The following is a 17279-nucleotide window of genomic DNA, read 5'->3' as shown; positions in this document are numbered from 1 at the left end:
ACACTGGTTCCATGTCTGAACGCCTGATCCTGCTCACCAACGACGATGGCCTCTGGGCCCCGGGGCTGGCGGTCCTGGCCCGAGTGGCGTCCCGCTTCGGCCGGGTGGTCACCGTGGCCCCCGACCGCAACCGCTCGGCCATCTCCTCGGCCTTGAGCCTGCACAACATCCTCCGCCTGCACGAGATCGGCCCCGACCGCCACGCCTGCGACGGCACCCCCGTGGACTGCGTGCTGCTGGGCGTCTGCGAGGTGCTGGACCGCCGCCCGGACTGGGTGCTCTCCGGCATCAACCACGGCTTCAACCTGGGCGAGGACGTGTTCTATTCCGGCACCGTGGGCGCGGCCTTCGAAGGCCGCCTCCAGGGCGCGCGCGCCGCGGCCTTCTCCATCGATCCCCGGGGCTCCCTGGAGCAGGCGGAGCCCTGGATCGGCCGCTTCCTCGAGCGCTGGGAAACCATGGACCTGCCGGCCAACCGCATCTGGAACGTGAACTTCCCCAAGGGCGAGCCCCAGGGCTTCCGCCTCACGGGCCAGGACAGCCGCGCCTACCACGACCTGGTGGAGCGCCGGGCGGATCCCCGGAACACCCCCTACTTCTGGATCGGCGGCGACGCGGGCCCCACCTACGCCAAGGCCCCCGGCAGCGACGCCGAAGCCGTGTTCGAGGGCTTCGCCAGCGTCACGCCCCTGCGGCTCGACCTGGGCTGCCCCGAGACCCTGGCGCGGCAGGCCGACTTCGACTCGGCCTTCAACGGGCCAACGGGAGCGTAGCCCATGCCCTTCCGCTTCCGCGTCCATGGCGCCGTCCAGGGCGTGGGCTACCGCCGCTTCGCCGAGCGGGAGGCCCGGGCGCTCGACCTCGCAGGCTGGGTGCGCAATGAGCTGGATGGATCGGTGAGCGGCGAAGTGGAAGGCCCCGACACCGCCCTGGCGGCCTTCCGCGCCCGCCTGGCGGAAGGCCCGGCCTTCGCGGCCGTGGGGCGGCTGGACTGGGAGGCCCTGGATGTGCGATCCTCGCTTCCCCTTCCTTTCCAGATCATCAGGTAGCCATGACCCTCACGACTCCCCTCACCGCCTTCGTCCGCGATGTTCCGGACTTTCCGAAAGCCGGAATCCTCTTCCGGGACATCACGCCCCTGCTGTCGCACGCCGAGGCGTTCGGCGAGGCCGTGGAGGCCATGTCCCAGCCCGTGCTCACCCTCCAGCCCACCCACGTGCTGGGCCTGGAATCCCGGGGCTTCATCTTCGGCAGCGCCCTGGCCCAGAAGCTGGGCGTGGGCTTCGTGCCCGCCCGCAAGCCCGGCAAGCTGCCCATGCCCACCCACAAGGAGGCCTACGGCCTCGAGTACGGCAGCGATGCCCTGGAGATCCACAAGGATGCCTTCGGCCCCGGCGACCGGGTGCTCATCGTGGACGACGTCATGGCCACGGGCGGCACCGCCGCCGCCGCCCAGCGCCTCGTGAACCGCACCGGCGCCCAGCCCGTGGCCCTCACGGTCTTCATCGAACTGACCTCCCTGCCCGGCCGCGAGAAGGTCGAGGGGCTGCCCGTCTTCAGCGTGCTTCGCTACTGAAGAAAAGGCGGAACGCGAAGCGCGCGAAGAACCGCGCGAAGACCGCGAATGGATGCTTAGTCAAAAAAGGACATCCTGGCCATCGGCTTGCTTCCGCCTGGAATGATCGAACCGCGAAAGACGCGAATCGCCCTGCGGGCGCCCGAACGGCGCACGGCCTTGCTTCCGCCTCCACACGCGGGGCGGGCCCGGCGGCCTCCAGGAGCCGGCAATCCCGCCCCGCGTGTGGCCAATCGCGCATGGCGCGATTGGGGGCCGAAGGCCCAGGCGGCCGAACTCCGTTGCGTTTCGCGCCCTTTCGCGTCATTCGCGGTTGCTAGCGCTTTTGGCTGAGTCAGGCCGATAACCAGGAAGGACACCCCTTTCAGCCTTCGCGCTTTTCTTCGCGCCTTTCTTAGCGCCCTTCGCGTTCCGCAGTTGCCTTTTGTCCTCGCGGCCTCCCGCCCAGCAGCCCCATCTCCTCCAGGCTGTCCCGGATGCCGGCCTCCGGCCCGCGGGGCGTCACGCCCAGGTCGCGCACCAGGCGCGGATTGAGCACCCGCCGGGACTCCCGCAGGAATGCCAGGAGGCCCGGGCTCAGGGCGCCCTGGGCTTCCGCCCAGGTGACTTCCCGGGGGGCGGGCAGGCCCGCCAGGACCGCCACCCGCGCCGTGAAGGCGGCCATGCTCTCGGAGCAGCCGTCCGCCACGTTGACCACGCCCGCCACCGGTCGCGCCAGGGCCGCCAGGCAGGCCGCCACCAGGTCGTCCACGTGGATGCGGTTGCCCGGGCCCGAGTCCTCGGCCCGGAGCACCGGCTCGCCGCGGCGCAGTCGGTCCAGGGGCAGGCGATCGGGCCCGTAGATGGCCGCCACGCGCAGGATCACCCAGCGGGCCTCCCGCGCCTCGCACCAGCGCCGGGCCTGGCCTTCCGCGTGCAGCCGCTGGCGCGCGCGGTCATCCGCAGGCGCCGGCGGGGCGGACTCGTCCACCGCCGCGCCGCCCGTGTCTCCGTACACGCCGGTGGTGCTCACGTACACGAGCACCCGGGGCCGGGCCGGGCCAAGGACCGCCAGGAAGCGCCGGAACCGCCCGTCCTCGCCGTCCGGTCCGGCCGGTGGGGCCAGGTAGACCACGGCCGAGAGGTCCTCCGGAACCGGGAACGCCGCGGTCCCGTCGAAATCCGCCGGGACGGCCCGGATGCCCTCGCGGGCCAGCCCGGCCGCGGCCGCCGCCGACCGCACCAGGGCCAGCACTGGGCCCTGGCCGACCAGATGCCCGGACAGGCGCCGGGCCAGGCGTGTTCCCGTGTAGCCGCAGCCCGCGATGAGGCAGGTTCCCGCCGATCCAGCCAGTTCATGCGCCATCCAGCCAGCATAGCCCCCGCCGTGAGAGGCTGGTCGGGGGGTTCCCCCCGGTTCGGAGCCTTTGGTGTCCCCCCTGTTCAAGATGGTCGTGCTGGCCTGGCTGGTGATCGGCCCCGTGGGGCTCTGGCTGCGCCGCCGGCGCCGACGGACCACCTGACCCGGCGGGACCGCCTCCAGGGCCGGAGGATCAGAGCTGGGGCGGCAGGGCCAGGCTGAAGCGGCTGCCCCGGGCCAGGGGCTCGTACCAGGCGTCGCCGCCGTGGTCGTGGGCGATGCGGCGCACGATGGCCAGGCCCAGGCCCGTGCCCTTCCACTTGGTGGAGAAGTAGGGCTCGAAGAGCCGGTCCCGCTCCGCCTCGGCCACGCCGGCCCCGTCGTCCTCCACGTCGAAGCGCAGCCGCCCGTCCGTATCCGTGAGCGACATGGAGACGTGGCCATGGCCCTCCACGGCGGCCACGGCGTTGTCCACCAGGTTGATGAGGGCCCGCTTCACCATGTCCCCGTCCCAGAAGGCCTCCCGGGGGCCCTGAGGGAAGGTCAGGGTCCATCGGATGCCCGGCTGGTTGGGCTCGTAGAGGGCCAGCACCTGGCGCAGCAGCTCCGCCGGATCGCAGGGCGCGAACTGGGGCGAGGGCAGGCGGGCGAAGCGGCTGAAGCTGTCCACCAGGCGCGAGAGGCTGGCGACCTCCGCCAGGATGGTCTCCGCGCCTTCCTGCACGGCCTCGGGATCCAGGCGCCCTTCGCGGGTGCGCCGCAGCAGCCGCTGGGCCGTGAGCTGGATGGGCGTGAGCGGGTTCTTCACCTCGTGGGCCATGCGCCGGGCCACCTCCTGCCAGGCCGCGCGCTTCTCGGCCTGGGCCAGGAGGGAGAGGTCCTCCAGCACGGCCAGGACGCCGCCGCCCTCCAGCGGCTCGAGGATGGCGCGCACGGGGCGGCCCTCGCCTTCGCCGCCGAGGCGCAGCTCCTCCTGCACGCCGCGGCCGGATTCGCGGACCGCCGCCAGCAGCTCGGGCAGGCGGCCCAGCCGCGGCAGGGCCGCCACGGAACCCCAGCTCTCCTCGGAGGGATCGAAGGCTTCCAGGCCCATCCAGGTCTTGGCCGCGGCGTTGAAGGTGCGCAGCTCGCCGTCCGCCCGCCAGCTCATGACGCCCACGGGCAGGGCCGCCAGGATCTGGCCCAGGTAGGCCCGCTGCTGCTCCAGGCGGCTGGCCTGGGCCTCGATGGCGGCTCGGCTGGCCTTGAGGTCGCGGATCATGGCGTTGAAGGTGCGGGCCAGGAAGGCCAGCTCGTCCTCGCCCATCTCCGGGATCTGCACCTCCAGGTCCCCGCTGCCCACGCGCTGGGCGGCCTTGGCCAGGGCGCGGATGGGCTCGCTCAGGGACTTGGCCAGCGCCAGGCCCGACCACACCGCGAAGAAGAGGGTGAGCAGGGTGAGGAAGAGGAACGTGCTCTGGGGCAGGGTCTGGAGCGTGGCGCGGGCGGCCCGGATCTGCTGGCTCTCCCGGTAGCGCTGCTCCAGGGCCAGCACCCGCTCGAGGGTCTCCCGCGGCATCAGGATGCCCACGGCCCAGGTTCCGTCGCCCCGGGGTACGGTGCGCAGCAGCCAGAGGCCCTCGCGGGTCTCCCGCCCACCCTCGGCCCCCAGGCCGGCCAGGTCCGGCGGCTCGAGGCCCTCGCGCAGGTCCATGGCCTTCACGCCGCCCTCGCCGCCCTTCACGCCTTCGCCGGCCCGGGGCCCTAGAAAGGCCACCAGGTCGAGGTTGGTCGCCGCGCGGAGGGCGGGCGCCTCTGCCGAGGGGGACTCCAGCAGGCGGCCCGCGCCGAAGACCAGGCGGGCCTCGGCGGCGGCGCGGAGATCGCCGGCCACCTTCTGCCCGTCGCGGATGGCCACCTCCGTCTCGGGGCTGAACCAGCGCTCCACGTTCTTGTTGATGAAGTTCCGGCCCACCAGGAAGAGGATCAGGCTGGGCACGATGCCCACGATGAAGAGGGTCAGCACCATGCGGGTGCGCAGCCGGGAGCCCAGGATGCCGCTCTTGCGCTCGAAGTAGAGCTTGGCCAGGCTGCGGGCCACGATGAAGAGCAGGGTCCCGATGGCCAGCACGTTGGCCAGGCCCAGGGCGATGAGGGCCCAGCGCGAGGGCGCGTCCAGCCCGCCCTCCGCCACGCGGTTCCCCACGGCCTTGTAGCTGAGGATGATCATGACGATCAGAACGCCCAGCCCCACCGCCACGTAGAGTCGGGTCAGCTCGGGGTGGCGCTTGGGCGGCTTGGGGACCATGCCAGCAGGCTATCCTGGAAGCTCCCCGAAAGGCAGGGCGATGGATACGGAGACAGCCGCGAGCAGGGCCTTCCTGGCCGACCTCGCCCCGGTGGAGGACGCGGCCTGGGATGAGGTCGAGACGGCCTCCGGCCGGCGCCCCCGCCTATCGGCCGAGTTCTGGACCTCCCGCCAGCGGCAGGCCGCCAACCTCCACGAGATCTCGTACCGGGCCTGCTACAAGCCCCAGCTCCCCCGGCACTTCATCGAGCGCCTCACCCTGCCCGGCGAGCGGGTCTACGATCCCTTCAGCGGCCGGGGCACCACCGCGCTGGAGGCGGCCCTCATGGGACGCCGCGTGGCCGCCAACGATCTCAATCCCCTGTCCCGGATGCTGGCGGAGCCCCGCCTCACGCCCCCGGAGCCCGCCGCCGTGGCCGCGCGCCTGGCGGACATCCCCCGCGCCGGCGCCTCCGACGGGCTGGACCTGTCCATGTTCTTCCACGCCGACACCGAAGCCGAGATCCGCGGCCTGCGGGCCTGGTTCCTGGGCCGCGAGGCCGCGGGCGAGCTGGACGCGCTGGACGCCTGGATCCGCATGGTGGCCACCAACCGCCTCACGGGCCACAGCCCCGGTTTCTTCTCCGTCTACACCCTGCCTCCCAACCAGGCGGTCAGCGCCGACAAGCAGCGCCAGATCAACGCCAAGCGCGAGCAGGTGCCCCCCTACCGGGACACCCACGCGCTGGTCCTGAAGAAGACGCGGCAGCTCCTCGCCGGGCTCGACGCCCTGGCCCTGCGGAACCTGGCGATGGCGGCCGAGGACGCGTTCTTCCTCACCGGCGAGGCCCGGTCCACACCGGCCCTGGCGGACGGCTCCGTGACCCTCACCGTCACCTCGCCGCCCTTCCTCGATGTGGTCGACTACGTGGGCGACAACTGGCTGCGCTGCTGGTTCAACGGCCTGGACGCCCAGGCCATCGGCCGGGGCCTCAGCACCCACCGCACGGTGGAAGCCTGGTCCCAGGCCATGGGCGAGGTCTTCGCCGAGCTGTTCCGCCTCACCCGGTCCGGCGGCTTCGTGGCCTTCGAGGTGGGCGAGGTGCGGGGCGGCAGGCTGAAGCTCGACGAGGTCGCCCTGCCCCTGGGCCTGGCGGCGGGCTTCCGCGCCCACGGGGTGCTGGTGAACACCCAGGTCTTCACCAAGACCGCCCACATCTGGGGCGTGGACAACAACGACAAGGGCACCAACAGCAACCGCATCGTGCTGTTCGAGAAGGTCTGAGGGTCAGGGCCACCGTGGCCTTCGCCAGAGCCCAGCCCGGGATTCAGGCGAAGCCATGGTTAAAAACCGATGCAAAAATCGTTTTGATTCATTGACTCAGGTTCAATAAATCCCATCTTGGGGCTCTGTCCTTGGCTGCCCAGCCATTCCCGGGCAGATGCCTTGGGCCGCCAGACCCAGCCACCCGGAGGTGCGACCATGACCGCGACCGCCACCGCCCCCCTGACGCCAGACATGGCCGCCCTCAAGGCCCGCCTCAAAGCCGTGTGGATGGCCGGCAACTACGGCCATTTCGCCACCTACCTGGAACCGGGGGCCCTGGAGTTCCTGAACCGCCTCGGCCCCGAGCCCGGCACGCGGATGCTGGACGTGGCCTGCGGCGCGGGCCAGATCGCGATTCCCGCGGCGCGGGCCGGGGTGCGCGTGACGGGCATCGACATCGCCACCAACGCCATCGAGGCCGCGCGGTCCCGCGCCAGGGCCGAAGGCGTGGAGGCCCGCTTCGAGGAAGGCGATGCGGAAATGATCGCCTACGAGGATGCGGCGTTCGACCTGGTGGTGAGCCTCATCGGCGCCATGTTCGCGCCTCGGCCCGAGCAGGTGGCGGCCGAGCTGGTGCGCGTGTGCCGGCCCGGCGGCCGCATCGCCATGGCGAACTGGACGCCCGAGGGCTTCGTCGGCCAGATGTTCAAGGCCATCGGCAAGCATGTCCCGCCGCCCCCGCTCATGGCGCCCCCGGTGAAGTGGGGGGACGAGGCCACGGTCCGCGAGCGATTCCGCGAGGGCGTGGCGAAGGTGGAGTCCCGCAAGCACCTGTATCCCATGCGCTATCCCTTCCCGCCAGGGGACGTGGTGGACTTCTTCCAGACCTACTACGGCCCGCTCAACCGGGCCTTCGCCTCGCTGGATTCCGACGGGCAGATGGCCCTGCACCAGGATCTCGAGCAGCTCTGGGCCGACCACAACCGCGCCCAGGACGGCACCACGGATGTCGAGGCCGAGTACCTGGAAGTGGTGGCGGTCCGGGAATAGCGGCTTGCCCCAGACCCGGAAGGGCCGACCCTTGTCCTGGTTTCAGAACCAGGAAGGGGGCGGGATTGGGACTCAGAGTCCTGCTGGTCTATCCGGAAATGCCGCCCACCTACTGGAGCATGCGCTACGCCCTGCCCTTCATCGGCAAGAAGGCGGTCTTCCCGCCCCTGGGCCTGCTCACGGTGGCGGCCCTGCTGCCGGAGGGCACCGAGGTCTCCATGGTGGACCTGAACGTGACGCCGCTGACGGATGCCGCCCTCGCCGCGGCAGACCTCGTCTTCATCTCCGCCATGATCGTGCAGAAGGAATCCATGGCGCGGGTCGTCCGCCGCTGCAACACGCTGGGCAAGCCGGTGGTGGCGGGCGGGCCCTACCCCACCAGCTGCCATGACCAGATCGAAGGCGTGGCCCACTTCGTGCTGAACGAGGCGGAAGTCACGCTGCCGCTGTTCCTCCAGGACTACGCCAAGGGGGAAGCCAAGCCCCTCTACGCCAGCGCGGAGAAGCCCGACCTCACGCGCAGCCCCGCGCCGCGCTTCGACCTGGTTCGGCGGAAGGACTACGCCGAGATGGCTCTGCAGTTCTCCCGCGGCTGCCCGTTCGATTGCGAGTTCTGCGACATCATCGAGCTCTTCGGCCGCCGTCCCCGCACCAAGACGCCGGCCCAGTTCCTCCACGAGCTGGAGCTCCTGCATCGGGAAGGCTGGCGCGGTCCCCTCTTCCTGGTGGACGACAACTTCATCGGGAACCGCCGGGAGGTGAAGGCCCTGCTCGCCGAGCTGATCCCCTGGCAGCGCGCCCACCACCACCCCTTCGCCTTCTTCACCGAGGCCAGCCTGGACCTGGCCAGCGACGAATCCCTCATGGACCAGATGGTCCAGGCCGGCTTCAACATGGTGTTCCTGGGCATCGAGACGCCCGACCCCTGCGCCCTGAAGGCCGCCGGCAAGCAGCAGAACCTCCGGGCCGACCTGCTCGCCAGCGTCCGGACGATCCAGCGCAAGGGCATGGAGGTCTGCGGCGGCTTCATCGTGGGCTTCGATAGCGACCGCGGCGACATCTTCGAGCGCCAGGCCCGCTTCATCCAGGAGGCCGCCATCCCCACGGCCATGGTGGGCCTGCTCACGGCCCTGCCCCGTACCCGCCTCCACCGGCGTCTGGCGGCGGAGGGGCGCCTCACGGGCGATTCCGGCGGCGGCAACAACACCCACGACCTGCGCCTCAACTTCCTCCCGAAGATGGAGCCCCGCAAGCTCGTCGACGGCTACAAGCGCCTCCTGGCCGAGATCTACCACCCGGACCGCTACTTCGACCGCTGCCTGCGGCTCCTGAAGACCCTGAAACCCCATCGCGCCACGCGGCGGAAGCTGCACGCCATGGAGCTCCGGGCCTTCGTCCGGTCCCTTCTCGTCCAGACCTTCTCGCGCTACGGCTGGGCCTACTGGCGCTTCCTGGTGAAGGGCTTCTTCGCGCGGCCCCTCATGGTGCCCGAGACCGTCACCCTGGCCGTCAAGGGCCACCACTACTTCAAGATCACCCGCAGCCTCCTCGAGCTCGAGCGGTTCAAGGCCAGCCTGCAGGAGCTGGCGCGGACCTTCGAGGCGCGCCTCCAGGCCGCCCGCGCGCAGGACGTGCCCCAGCGCCTACCCCAGCATTTGGCCGAGCTCAGATCCGCCCGCGACCGGGTGCTCGCCCAGATGCAGGCCCGGTACCGGCGCCTTCCCCAGGACTTCCGCGCCTACGCCGACGACGCCGTGACCGCCTTCCGCGCCGGCCTGGACGAGCGCCTCGCCCGCATCGCAGGCGAAGCGCCGATCCCCATCTCCTGAGCTGATTCCAAGGAGTCAGCGATTAGCCAACGTCCTCGGACAGCAAGCCCGGACGCGGGGGCCCGGGGGGATGCGCGCAGCGCGCCGATGGATCCCTGCCATGCATGCATGGCAGGGATCCATCGGACAACATTAAAACCGGTAGCCGACACCCACCCCGAAGAGGAACGGATCCACCTTCACCGTGGTGACCTTGGCGCCGGCGGCGGTCTTCACGTCGCTGCGGATCTGCGCGAACTTCGCATCCAGGTTGATGAAGCACCGCTTCGCGACCTTGACGTCCACGCCCACCTGGGCGGCGAGGCCGACGCTGGTCTTGTCCAGGTCCAGGGCGCCGCCCGCCAGCTTCACATCGGAGATCAAGGTGAGGTTCAGGCCCAGGCCCACGTAGGGATCCATCGTCTGGTCCGGGAGGAAGTGCCACTGGGCCGTGAGGGTGGGCGGCAGCTCCTTGAAGGTGCCGATCTTCGCGCCCGACAGCGTGACGTCGTGCTCCTGGGGCACGGTGAGCACCAGCTCCGCGGCGAGGTTCTTCGTGAAGAAGTAGCTGATGTCCACTTCCGGAATGGTCTTCGAGCTGACGTGGATGGCGTCGGCGGGGAGGCCGGAGGCCGCGTCGGACTTGTCGGCGGGCTGGAGCGAGACGGCGCGCAGGCGCACCATCCATGGCCCTTCCTGGGCCCGGAGCGGGGCAGAGCTCAGCAACCCGGCGGCCAGAGCCACCGGCAGGATGAGGGACTTCATGGGACATCTCCTTGGCATCGCCCCAGAAGCGGGGCATGGGACACAAAGGCCCCCCGCCCCGCCATGGGACGGGGAGCCGGTTCACACGCGAGGGATCAGATCAGTAGGAAGGTCCGCGTTCGATGCTCTCGGCGGTCACCGCATCCCGGAACGTCAGGTACACCCACAGCTGGTAGCCGATGACCACGGGCAGGAAGCAGAGCACCACGCCCAGCATGATCTTCAGCGTCAGCGGGCTGGAGGCGGCGTTGAACGCCGTCACCGAGGCCGCGGGGTCCAGGCTGGAGGGCAGAAGATCGGGGAAGAGGCCCGCCACGCCGAAGAGCACGGCGCCCAGGATGAGGGCCGACGAGGCGAACCAGGCCTTCCACCAGGCGCCCTTCCCTGCGAAGACCCGCGTCAGCAGCAGGCCCGCCACGGCCAGCAGGGGCAGCGCGAGGAGGACGGGCTTCGCCAGCACGTTCTGCCAGAGCCGCGTGCTGAACCAGGTCTGGACGAGGAAGGCCACGGCCACGACGGCTTCCATCAGCCACAGGGTGGTGGCCATGCGGCCGGCCCGCGCCTGCAGGTCGCCCTCGGTGCGGGTGGTCAGCCACAGGGCGCCATGCACGGCGAAGATCAGCACGAACAGCGCGCCGCCCAGCAGGCCGTAGGGGTTCAGCAGCGTGAGCAGGTTGCCGTGGAAGAGCCCCGCAGCGTCCAGGGGCAGGCCCTGGAAGATGTTGGCGAAGGCCACGCCCAGCAGCAGCGCGGGCAGGAAGGAGCCCGCCACCAGGCAGGCGTCCCACGTGGCGCGCCAGCGGTCGCTGTCCACCTTGCCCCGGAACTCGAAGGCCACGCCCCGCAGGATGAGCGCGAAGAGCAGCAGCATCAGCGGCGTGTAGAGGCCGGAGAACATGATGGCGTAGGCCCTTGGGAAGGCCGCGAAGGTCACGCCGCCCGCCGTGATGAGCCACACCTCGTTGCCGTCCCAGAAGGGCCCCATGGCGTTCACGAGGATGCGCTTGTCGGTTTCGTCCTTCGCCAGGAAGGGGAACAGCGTGCCCAGGCCCAGGTCGAAGCCGTCGAGCATGAAGTAGACGGCCCAGGCCACGCCCCAGATCACGAACCAGATGGATTCCAGCATGGTCGCCTCCCTCACTTCGCGGCCGCGGCGGCGGCGTCAGGGCCCTTGCGGGCGAACGTGAACAGCAGGTAGAAGTCCACCGCGCCCAGCAGCGCGTAGACGAGGAAGAACGCCGCGAGCGAGGTGCCCACCTGCGAGGTGGCCAGGGGCGACACGGCGTCGGAGGTCTTCATCAGGCCGTAGACGATCCACGGCTGGCGGCCCAGCTCCGCGATGGTCCAGCCCAGCTCGTTGGCCAGGTAGGGCAGCGGGATGAGCCAGGGCAGCACCTTCAGGAAGCGCGGCTGCTCTTCGATGCGGTGGCGCTTGAGGAAGGCCCAGAGGCCCAGCGCCAGGAACAGCATGCCCAGGCCCACCATGGCGCGGAAGCTGAGGAACACGGGCAGCACGGGCGGGCGCTCCGAGGCGGGGTAGTCCTTCAGGCCCTTCACCTCGCCGCCGGTGGAGTAGGTGGCCAGCAGGCTGAGGCCGCTGGGCACGGAGAGCGACTGCACGGTGTTGCGCTCGTTCGCGGCGTCGGGCCAGGCCAGCAGGTGCATGGGCACGTGGCGGCCCGTCTCCCAGTGGGCCTCCATGGCCGCCAGCTTGGTGGGCTGGGCGGTGCTGAGGATCTCGGCGTTCATGTGGCCCTGGGCGATCTCAAACAGCGCGAAGATCAGCGTCCAGGCCGCCGCCAGGCGGAAGGACTTCTTGAAGAAGGCCGTCTCATGCCTGCGGATCAGGTGCCAGGCGGAGATGCCCAGCACGAAGAAGCCCGCCGTGAGGTAGGCGCCGCCCAGGGTGTGGATGAACTCCAGGATGGCGAAGCGCTGGGTGATGACGGCGACGAAGTCCGCCAGCTCGGCGCGGCCGTTCCGCAGCACGAAGCCCGTGGGGTGCTGCATCCAGGCGTTGGCCACCAGGATCCAGAAGGCCGAGAGGTTCGAGGCGATGGCCACCAGCCAGATGGCGGTGACGTGGGCCTTCTTCGAGAGCTTCTCCCAGCCGAAGTGCCACACGGCGATGAAGGTGGACTCCAGGAAGAAGGCCGCCGTGGCCTCGATGGCCAGCAGCGAGCCGAAGATGTCGCCCACGTAGGCGGAGTAGCGCGACCAGTTCGTGCCGAACTGGAACTCCAGCGTCAGGCCCGTCACCACGCCCACGGCGAAGTTGATGAGGAAGAGCTTCCCCCAGAACTTCGCCATGCGCTTGTAGTCCTCGTCGCCGGTGCGCACGTACTGCGTCTCCATGAGGGCGACGAGCATCGAGAGGCCCAGCGTCAGGGGCACGAACAGGAAGTGGAAGTAGGTGGCGACCGCGAATTGCAGGCGCGACAGGGCTAGGACATCCAAGGTGTCCTCCTTTCAGGGGGGGGTATGGGTGAGTGCGCTAGGAGACGGTACAGGCCGACGCCGCCGTCCGGACGGCGGCGTGGCGGGAGAGGTGGGCGCTGAGGTGCGCCTCGGAATCGTGGGCCAGGGCGTCGAAGCGCACGCCCGCCAGGTGGTCCCGCAGGGCCTGCGTGGCGGCCGCCCAGGCGCCCTGCACGGGGCAGCCCTTCGACAGGGGGCAGATGTGCTTGCCGTCGAGGCACTGGTTGAGGACGATGCCGCCCTCCACCGCCTCGATGACATCGAGCAGCGAGATCTCCGCGGCGGGCCGCGCCAGGCTGATGCCGCCCCCCGTGCCCCGGGCCGTGCGGAGGATGTCCGTCTTCACGAGGCTGGCGGACAGGCGCCGCACGAAGGCCTCCGGCAGGAGGCGGAGCTGGGCGATCTCGCCGATGGAGACGCGCGTGCCGGGCTCGAGCGTGGCCAGGTGCAGCACCAGCCTCGCCGCGTAGTCCGTCTGTCTGGAGATGCCGATCATGGGGCCCCGGAATGTGACTATTTCACTAACATTACCGAACGAGTCACATTGGTCAATACCCATGGGTCAACAATTTTGCGGATGACTGAGTCCCCTTCTCAGCACAACCAGCACGTGGGCTCCGCACCCCCCTACAGCTTCACCGACCGCAGCCGCAGCGCGTTCCCGATGACCGACACCGAGGACAGGCTCATGGCGGCGCTGGCGATCATGGGGCTCAGCAGCAGCCCGAAGACCGGGTACAGCACGCCCGCGGCCAGGGGGATTCCGATCACGTTGTAGATGAAGGCCAGGAACAGGTTCTGGCGGATGTTGCCCAGGGTGGCCCGGCTCAGGCGGATCGCCCGCAGGATGCCGCGCAGGTCGCCCTTCACCAGGGTGATGCCGGAGCTCTGCATGGCGATGTCCGTGCCCGTGCCCATGGCGATGCCCACCTGGGCCAGCGCCAGCGCCGGCGCATCGTTCACCCCGTCGCCCGCCATGGCGACGACGCGGCCCTCGGCCTGGAGCCGCCTGACCACATCCCCCTTGCCCTGGGGAAGGATCTCCGCCTCGAAGTCCTCAAGCCCGAGGCGCGCCGCCACGGCCGCCGCCGTGGCCCGGCTGTCGCCCGTCAGCATGACGATGCGGAGGCCCTCCTTCCGCAGCTGGGCCAGGGCCTCCGGCGTGCTCGCCTTGATGGGGTCCGCCACGCCGATGAGGCCCGCCGGGCGGCCGTCCAGGGCCACGAGCATCACGGTCTGGCCCTCGCGCCGCAGCGCCTCGGCTTTCGCCTCCAGGGCTTCGGTGGCGATGCCGCGGTCGCGGAGCAGCCCCGCATTGCCCAGGAGCACCGCGCGGCCTTCGACGGTGCCCGTCACGCCCAGGCCCGTGACGGACTGGAAGCCGTCCGCCGGGGGCAGGACCAGCTGCCGGGCCTCGGCCCCCGCGACGATGGCGGCGGCGAGCGGGTGCTCGCTGCCGCGCTCCAGGGCCGCGGCCAGGCGCAGCAGGGTGGCTTCGTCCTGGCCCTCGACCGGCGCCACCGACGCCAGGCGGGGCCTGCCTTCGGTGAGCGTGCCGGTTTTGTCCACCAGGAGCGTGTCCACCTTCTCCATGGCCTCCAGGGCCTCGGCGTCGCGGATCAGCACCCCCGCGCGGGCGCCGGCACCGGCCCCCACCATGATGGACATGGGCGTGGCGAGCCCCAGGGCGCAGGGGCAGGCGATGATGAGCACCGCCACGGCGTTGAGCAGGGCGTAGGCCAGGCGGGGCTCGGGCCCCCGGAGGGCCCAGACCAGGGCCGTCGCCGCGGCGGCGACCACCACGGCGGGGACGAACCAGGCGGCCACCTGGTCCGCCAGGCGCTGGATGGGGGCGCGGCTGCGCTGGGCCTCGCTCACCTGCTGCACGATCTGGGCGAGCAGCGTGTCGCGGCCCACGCGCTCGGCGCGGATGAGCAGCCCGCCGGTCCCGTTGAGGGTGCCTCCGATCACCTTCGAGGCGGGGGCCTTCTCGGTGGGGATGGATTCGCCGGTGACCATGGATTCGTCCACGGCGCTCGCGCCTTCCAGCACCACGCCGTCCACGGGCACCTTCTCGCCGGGGCGCACCCGCAGGCGGTCCCCCACCTGGACCTCCGCCAGGAGCACATCGCGCTCGGCGCCGTCGGCCTCCACCCGCCGCGCGGTCCGGGGGGCGAGCCCCAGCAGCGCCTTGATGGCGCTCGACGTCGCGCTGCGGGCCTTCAGCTCCAGCACCTGCCCCAGCAGCACCAGGGTGACGATGACCGCGGCGGCTTCGAAGTACACGGGGACCGTGCCGCCGTGTCCCCGGAAGCTGTGGGGCAGCGCCCCCGGGAACAGGGCCGCGAACAGGCTGTACACGTAGGCCACGCCCGTGCCCAGGGCGATCAGCGTGAACATGTTCAGGGAGCGGTTCCGGACCGAGGCCCAGCCGCGCTCGAAGAAGGGCCAGCCCGCCCAGAGCACCACCGGCGTCGCCAGCGCCAGCTGGATCCAGGTGAAGGCGGCCGCGCCGAGGCGGGCGCGCAAGGGGTCGCCCGGGACCAGGTCGGACATGGCCATGAGGAACACGGGAAGCGTCAGGGCCGCGCCGGTCCAGAAGCGCCGGCTCATGTCGGCCAGCTCGGGATTCGGCTCATCCTCCATGGCTGCGGCGCGGGGCTCCAGCGCCATCCCGCAGATCGGGCAGGCGCCGGGCCGGTCCCGCACCACCTCCGGGTGCATGGGACAGACGTACTCCGTTGCCGCGGCCTGCATCGGAGCCTCGGGCTCCAGCGCCATGCCGCACGTGGGGCAAGCGCCGGGCCGGTCCCGGCGGATGTCGGGATGCATGGGGCAGACGTACCACGGCCCGGAAGGCGCTGCCGGGGCGGCTTCGGGCCGGGCGGAAGGATGGTGCCCGTGGTCGTGAGGCATGGGTGTCTCCCGCGGCAAGCGATCCAGGGCACTCTATCCCGTTTCAGGACTCCCAGCCGCCGCCGGTTCCGGGAGCCCCTCGCGCGGCCCGCTCAGCTCTGCCCGCCCCATCCCGGCGGCTCGACGAGGACATAGGCCCGGCCGTTCTCGTTCCAGGCCTGGGCCCGGTGTCCCTCGGAAGCGATCCGGCGGGGCTGGTCCGAATCGAAGGGCAGGCCCTGGAGGGTGCGGTCGAAGACGTAGATGGCCCGGCCGTCCTGGAGGTAGTAGCAGACGGCGCGGCAGGCCTCCATGTCGCACACGCAGCCCCCCTTCATGGCCTGCCCGGCCAGGCACTTCGGCAGTGCGGCGGAGAATCCGGCGGCCTGGGCGGACCATCGCCGGCCCTGCTCCCCGGAATCCGGGCCGGAGGCCCCCGCGGTGAACTCCATGCGCGGGCCCTCCATGTACTGCTGGATCGAGGCCCGGGCGAGCCGCGAGCCTTCCTGGCCGCGCCCGAGGGCCATCCACCCCCAGGTTCCCCCGCCCAGGAGGACCATCAGCAGGGCGGCGATCCCCAGGGCCGGCCAGGTCCAGCGCGAACGCCGCGTTCCGGCCCCGAGCAGCAGGCTGCGCCGAAGATCGTCGGGGGCGGCGCCGGGGCGCAGGGTGTCCTTGAGCTGCTGGTCGAACCCAGGGGTCGAGGTCATGTTCCGGGTCATACCGCACCTCCTTTCACGGGGCGCCCTTCCTCTGCCATGGCGGCCTTCAGGGCCGCCTTGGCCCGGTGGATCCGGCTCTGGACGGTGCCCAGGGGAAGGTCCAGGAGGCCACCGATCTGCTCGTAGGAGAGCTCCTGCTGGAAGCGCAGGAGCAGGATGGAGCGGGCCGCCTCGGGAAGCCGGTCGAGGGCGCCGGGCAGCGCCGCGAGCAGCGACGGATCCACGGCCTCGTCCACCTCGGGGCCCGGCAGGTTCTCGAAGGCCTCGTCGTCCCAGACTTCGAACCGGGCGCTGGCCCTGAACTCCATGGCGATCTCGTGGCGGAGGATGGACAGCAGCCAGCCGCGGGCCGCCAGGGCGTCCCGCAGCTGGCCCAGCTTCTCGAAGGCCTTGAGAAAGGTCCGCTGGACGAGCTCCCGGGCGAGGTCCTCCTGGCGGAGCTTCGCCCGGGCGTAGGCGTACACCGCGTCAAGATGCCCCTCCACCAGGGATTCAGATGTCAGGTCCAATGGATGTCCTGCATGCCGTCCTCGACGCGCCCGACCGTGGCGACCACCCCGCGCGGCATCCGGACGAACCGGCCGGGACCGGGGCGCGGTGGGCCACTCCACCAGACCACAGGACGGATCAGGACGGCAAGTACCAGGACTCGGCGGGCTTCTCGGACGGAGCGGGCTGGGCGTGGCTGGCCTGGTTCATGGGGCAGGCTGTCTCGCAGCAGGCCATGGGATTCGCCGCCGTGGCGGCGGCATCCTCCCAGGTGGGCAGGTACCAGGCGGTGGGGGCCGTCACGGCCGGGGCCGCGGGGCTCTGCACCTCATCGCAGGCCATCATGCCGTTCGTCGCGGCCTTCGCCTCCTCCCAGGTCGGCAGGTACCAGGAGCCGGTCGCCTCCGGGGCGGGCGCGTCGTGGGCGGCCTTCGCCATTCGCATGTGCGCCATATCCATGTGCGCCATATCCATCTTCATGGTGCAGGAGGCCATCTGGCAGGCTGAGGGGGCATCGGCGTGCATCGAGTGCATCGAGTGCATGGAGCCTGCGCCCCCGGCGAAGGCAGGGGCGAACGCGGCAAGCGCCAGCAGGGCGAGTGGGGTTCGAGTGATCTTCATGGC

The 17279-nt window shown here is 71.0% G+C and carries 16 protein-coding genes; 6 read left to right on the top strand and 10 right to left on the bottom strand.

Going from position 1 to position 17279, the window contains the following annotated elements; genetic code table 11:
* The first annotated feature begins 11 nt into the window (after positions 1-11).
* From surE to ML539_RS01535, 3 genes are read left to right on the top strand one after another with little or no spacing between them, the layout of a single operon-like run.
* Positions 12-773 carry a 5'/3'-nucleotidase SurE gene (gene surE, locus ML539_RS01545; RefSeq protein ID WP_243320005.1) on the top strand — a complete coding sequence of 254 codons (762 nt, stop codon included), beginning with the start codon at positions 12-14 and terminating at the stop codon, positions 771-773.
* 3 nt (positions 774-776) lie between these two features.
* The gene (locus tag ML539_RS01540; protein ID WP_243320002.1) at positions 777-1049 is read left to right on the top strand and encodes an acylphosphatase; all 273 of its coding nucleotides are present in this window, start codon (positions 777-779) and stop codon (positions 1047-1049) included.
* A gap of 2 nt (positions 1050-1051) precedes the next feature.
* Entirely contained in the window at positions 1052-1576 is a 525-nt protein-coding gene (locus ML539_RS01535; RefSeq protein ID WP_243286589.1) for an adenine phosphoribosyltransferase, read from the top strand.
* Positions 1577-1970: 394 nt separating this feature from the next.
* On the opposite strand, the gene ML539_RS01530 is transcribed toward ML539_RS01535, so the two are convergent.
* Together ML539_RS01530 and ML539_RS01525 are read right to left on the bottom strand one after the other, a co-directional pair.
* Positions 1971-2921, bottom strand: coding sequence for an NAD-dependent epimerase/dehydratase family protein (locus tag ML539_RS01530; RefSeq protein ID WP_243320000.1), 951 nt, complete (start codon positions 2919-2921; stop codon positions 1971-1973).
* A gap of 187 nt (positions 2922-3108) precedes the next feature.
* The gene (locus tag ML539_RS01525; protein ID WP_243319998.1) at positions 3109-5202 is read right to left on the bottom strand and encodes an ATP-binding protein; all 2094 of its coding nucleotides are present in this window, start codon (positions 5200-5202) and stop codon (positions 3109-3111) included.
* 40 nt (positions 5203-5242) lie between these two features.
* Between ML539_RS01525 and ML539_RS01520 the strand changes: the two genes are divergently transcribed.
* From ML539_RS01520 to ML539_RS01510, 3 genes are all read left to right on the top strand, one after another.
* Positions 5243-6466 carry a DNA methyltransferase gene (locus ML539_RS01520; RefSeq protein ID WP_243319996.1) on the top strand — a complete coding sequence of 408 codons (1224 nt, stop codon included), beginning with the start codon at positions 5243-5245 and terminating at the stop codon, positions 6464-6466.
* A gap of 198 nt (positions 6467-6664) precedes the next feature.
* Positions 6665-7498: a class I SAM-dependent methyltransferase gene (locus tag ML539_RS01515; RefSeq protein ID WP_243319993.1), complete on the top strand. Its 834-nt coding sequence runs from the start codon at positions 6665-6667 to the stop codon at positions 7496-7498.
* A gap of 65 nt (positions 7499-7563) precedes the next feature.
* On the top strand, positions 7564-9327 hold the full coding sequence (locus tag ML539_RS01510; protein ID WP_243319991.1) for a radical SAM protein: 1764 nt from the start codon (positions 7564-7566) through the stop codon (positions 9325-9327).
* 132 nt (positions 9328-9459) lie between these two features.
* On the opposite strand, the gene ML539_RS01505 is transcribed toward ML539_RS01510, so the two are convergent.
* The 8 genes from ML539_RS01505 to ML539_RS01470 all read right to left on the bottom strand — a co-directional run bounded on the left by ML539_RS01505 (position 9460) and on the right by ML539_RS01470 (position 17276).
* On the bottom strand, positions 9460-10071 hold the full coding sequence (locus ML539_RS01505) for an OmpW family outer membrane protein (protein WP_243319988.1): 612 nt from the start codon (positions 10069-10071) through the stop codon (positions 9460-9462).
* Positions 10072-10171: 100 nt separating this feature from the next.
* Positions 10172-11197 carry a cytochrome d ubiquinol oxidase subunit II gene (cydB, locus tag ML539_RS01500; protein WP_243319986.1) on the bottom strand — a complete coding sequence of 342 codons (1026 nt, stop codon included), beginning with the start codon at positions 11195-11197 and terminating at the stop codon, positions 10172-10174.
* Positions 11198-11208: 11 nt separating this feature from the next.
* The gene (locus tag ML539_RS01495; protein WP_243319984.1) at positions 11209-12528 is read right to left on the bottom strand and encodes a cytochrome ubiquinol oxidase subunit I; all 1320 of its coding nucleotides are present in this window, start codon (positions 12526-12528) and stop codon (positions 11209-11211) included.
* Positions 12529-12565: 37 nt separating this feature from the next.
* Positions 12566-13045, bottom strand: coding sequence for an Rrf2 family transcriptional regulator (locus tag ML539_RS01490; RefSeq protein ID WP_243319982.1), 480 nt, complete (start codon positions 13043-13045; stop codon positions 12566-12568).
* A 131-nt stretch (positions 13046-13176) separates the two neighbouring features.
* Positions 13177-15465, bottom strand: coding sequence for a copper-translocating P-type ATPase (locus ML539_RS01485; RefSeq protein ID WP_243319979.1), 2289 nt, complete (start codon positions 15463-15465; stop codon positions 13177-13179).
* A 92-nt stretch (positions 15466-15557) separates the two neighbouring features.
* A complete protein-coding gene (locus ML539_RS01480) occupies positions 15558-16154 on the bottom strand; it encodes a hypothetical protein (RefSeq protein WP_243319976.1) in 597 nt (198 codons plus the stop codon).
* 8 nt (positions 16155-16162) lie between these two features.
* Complete coding sequence (locus ML539_RS01475) at positions 16163-16675, bottom strand: sigma-70 family RNA polymerase sigma factor (RefSeq protein ID WP_243319973.1); 513 nt, start codon at positions 16673-16675, stop codon at positions 16163-16165.
* 118 nt (positions 16676-16793) lie between these two features.
* A complete protein-coding gene (locus ML539_RS01470; protein WP_243319971.1) occupies positions 16794-17276 on the bottom strand; it encodes a hypothetical protein in 483 nt (160 codons plus the stop codon).
* Positions 17277-17279: the final 3 nt, after the last annotated feature.

This window comes from Geothrix sp. SG200 (assembly GCF_022808935.1).
Lineage (GTDB): Bacteria > Acidobacteriota > Holophagae > Holophagales > Holophagaceae > Geothrix > Geothrix alkalitolerans.
This window is presented reverse-complemented; position numbering and strand designations above follow the sequence as displayed.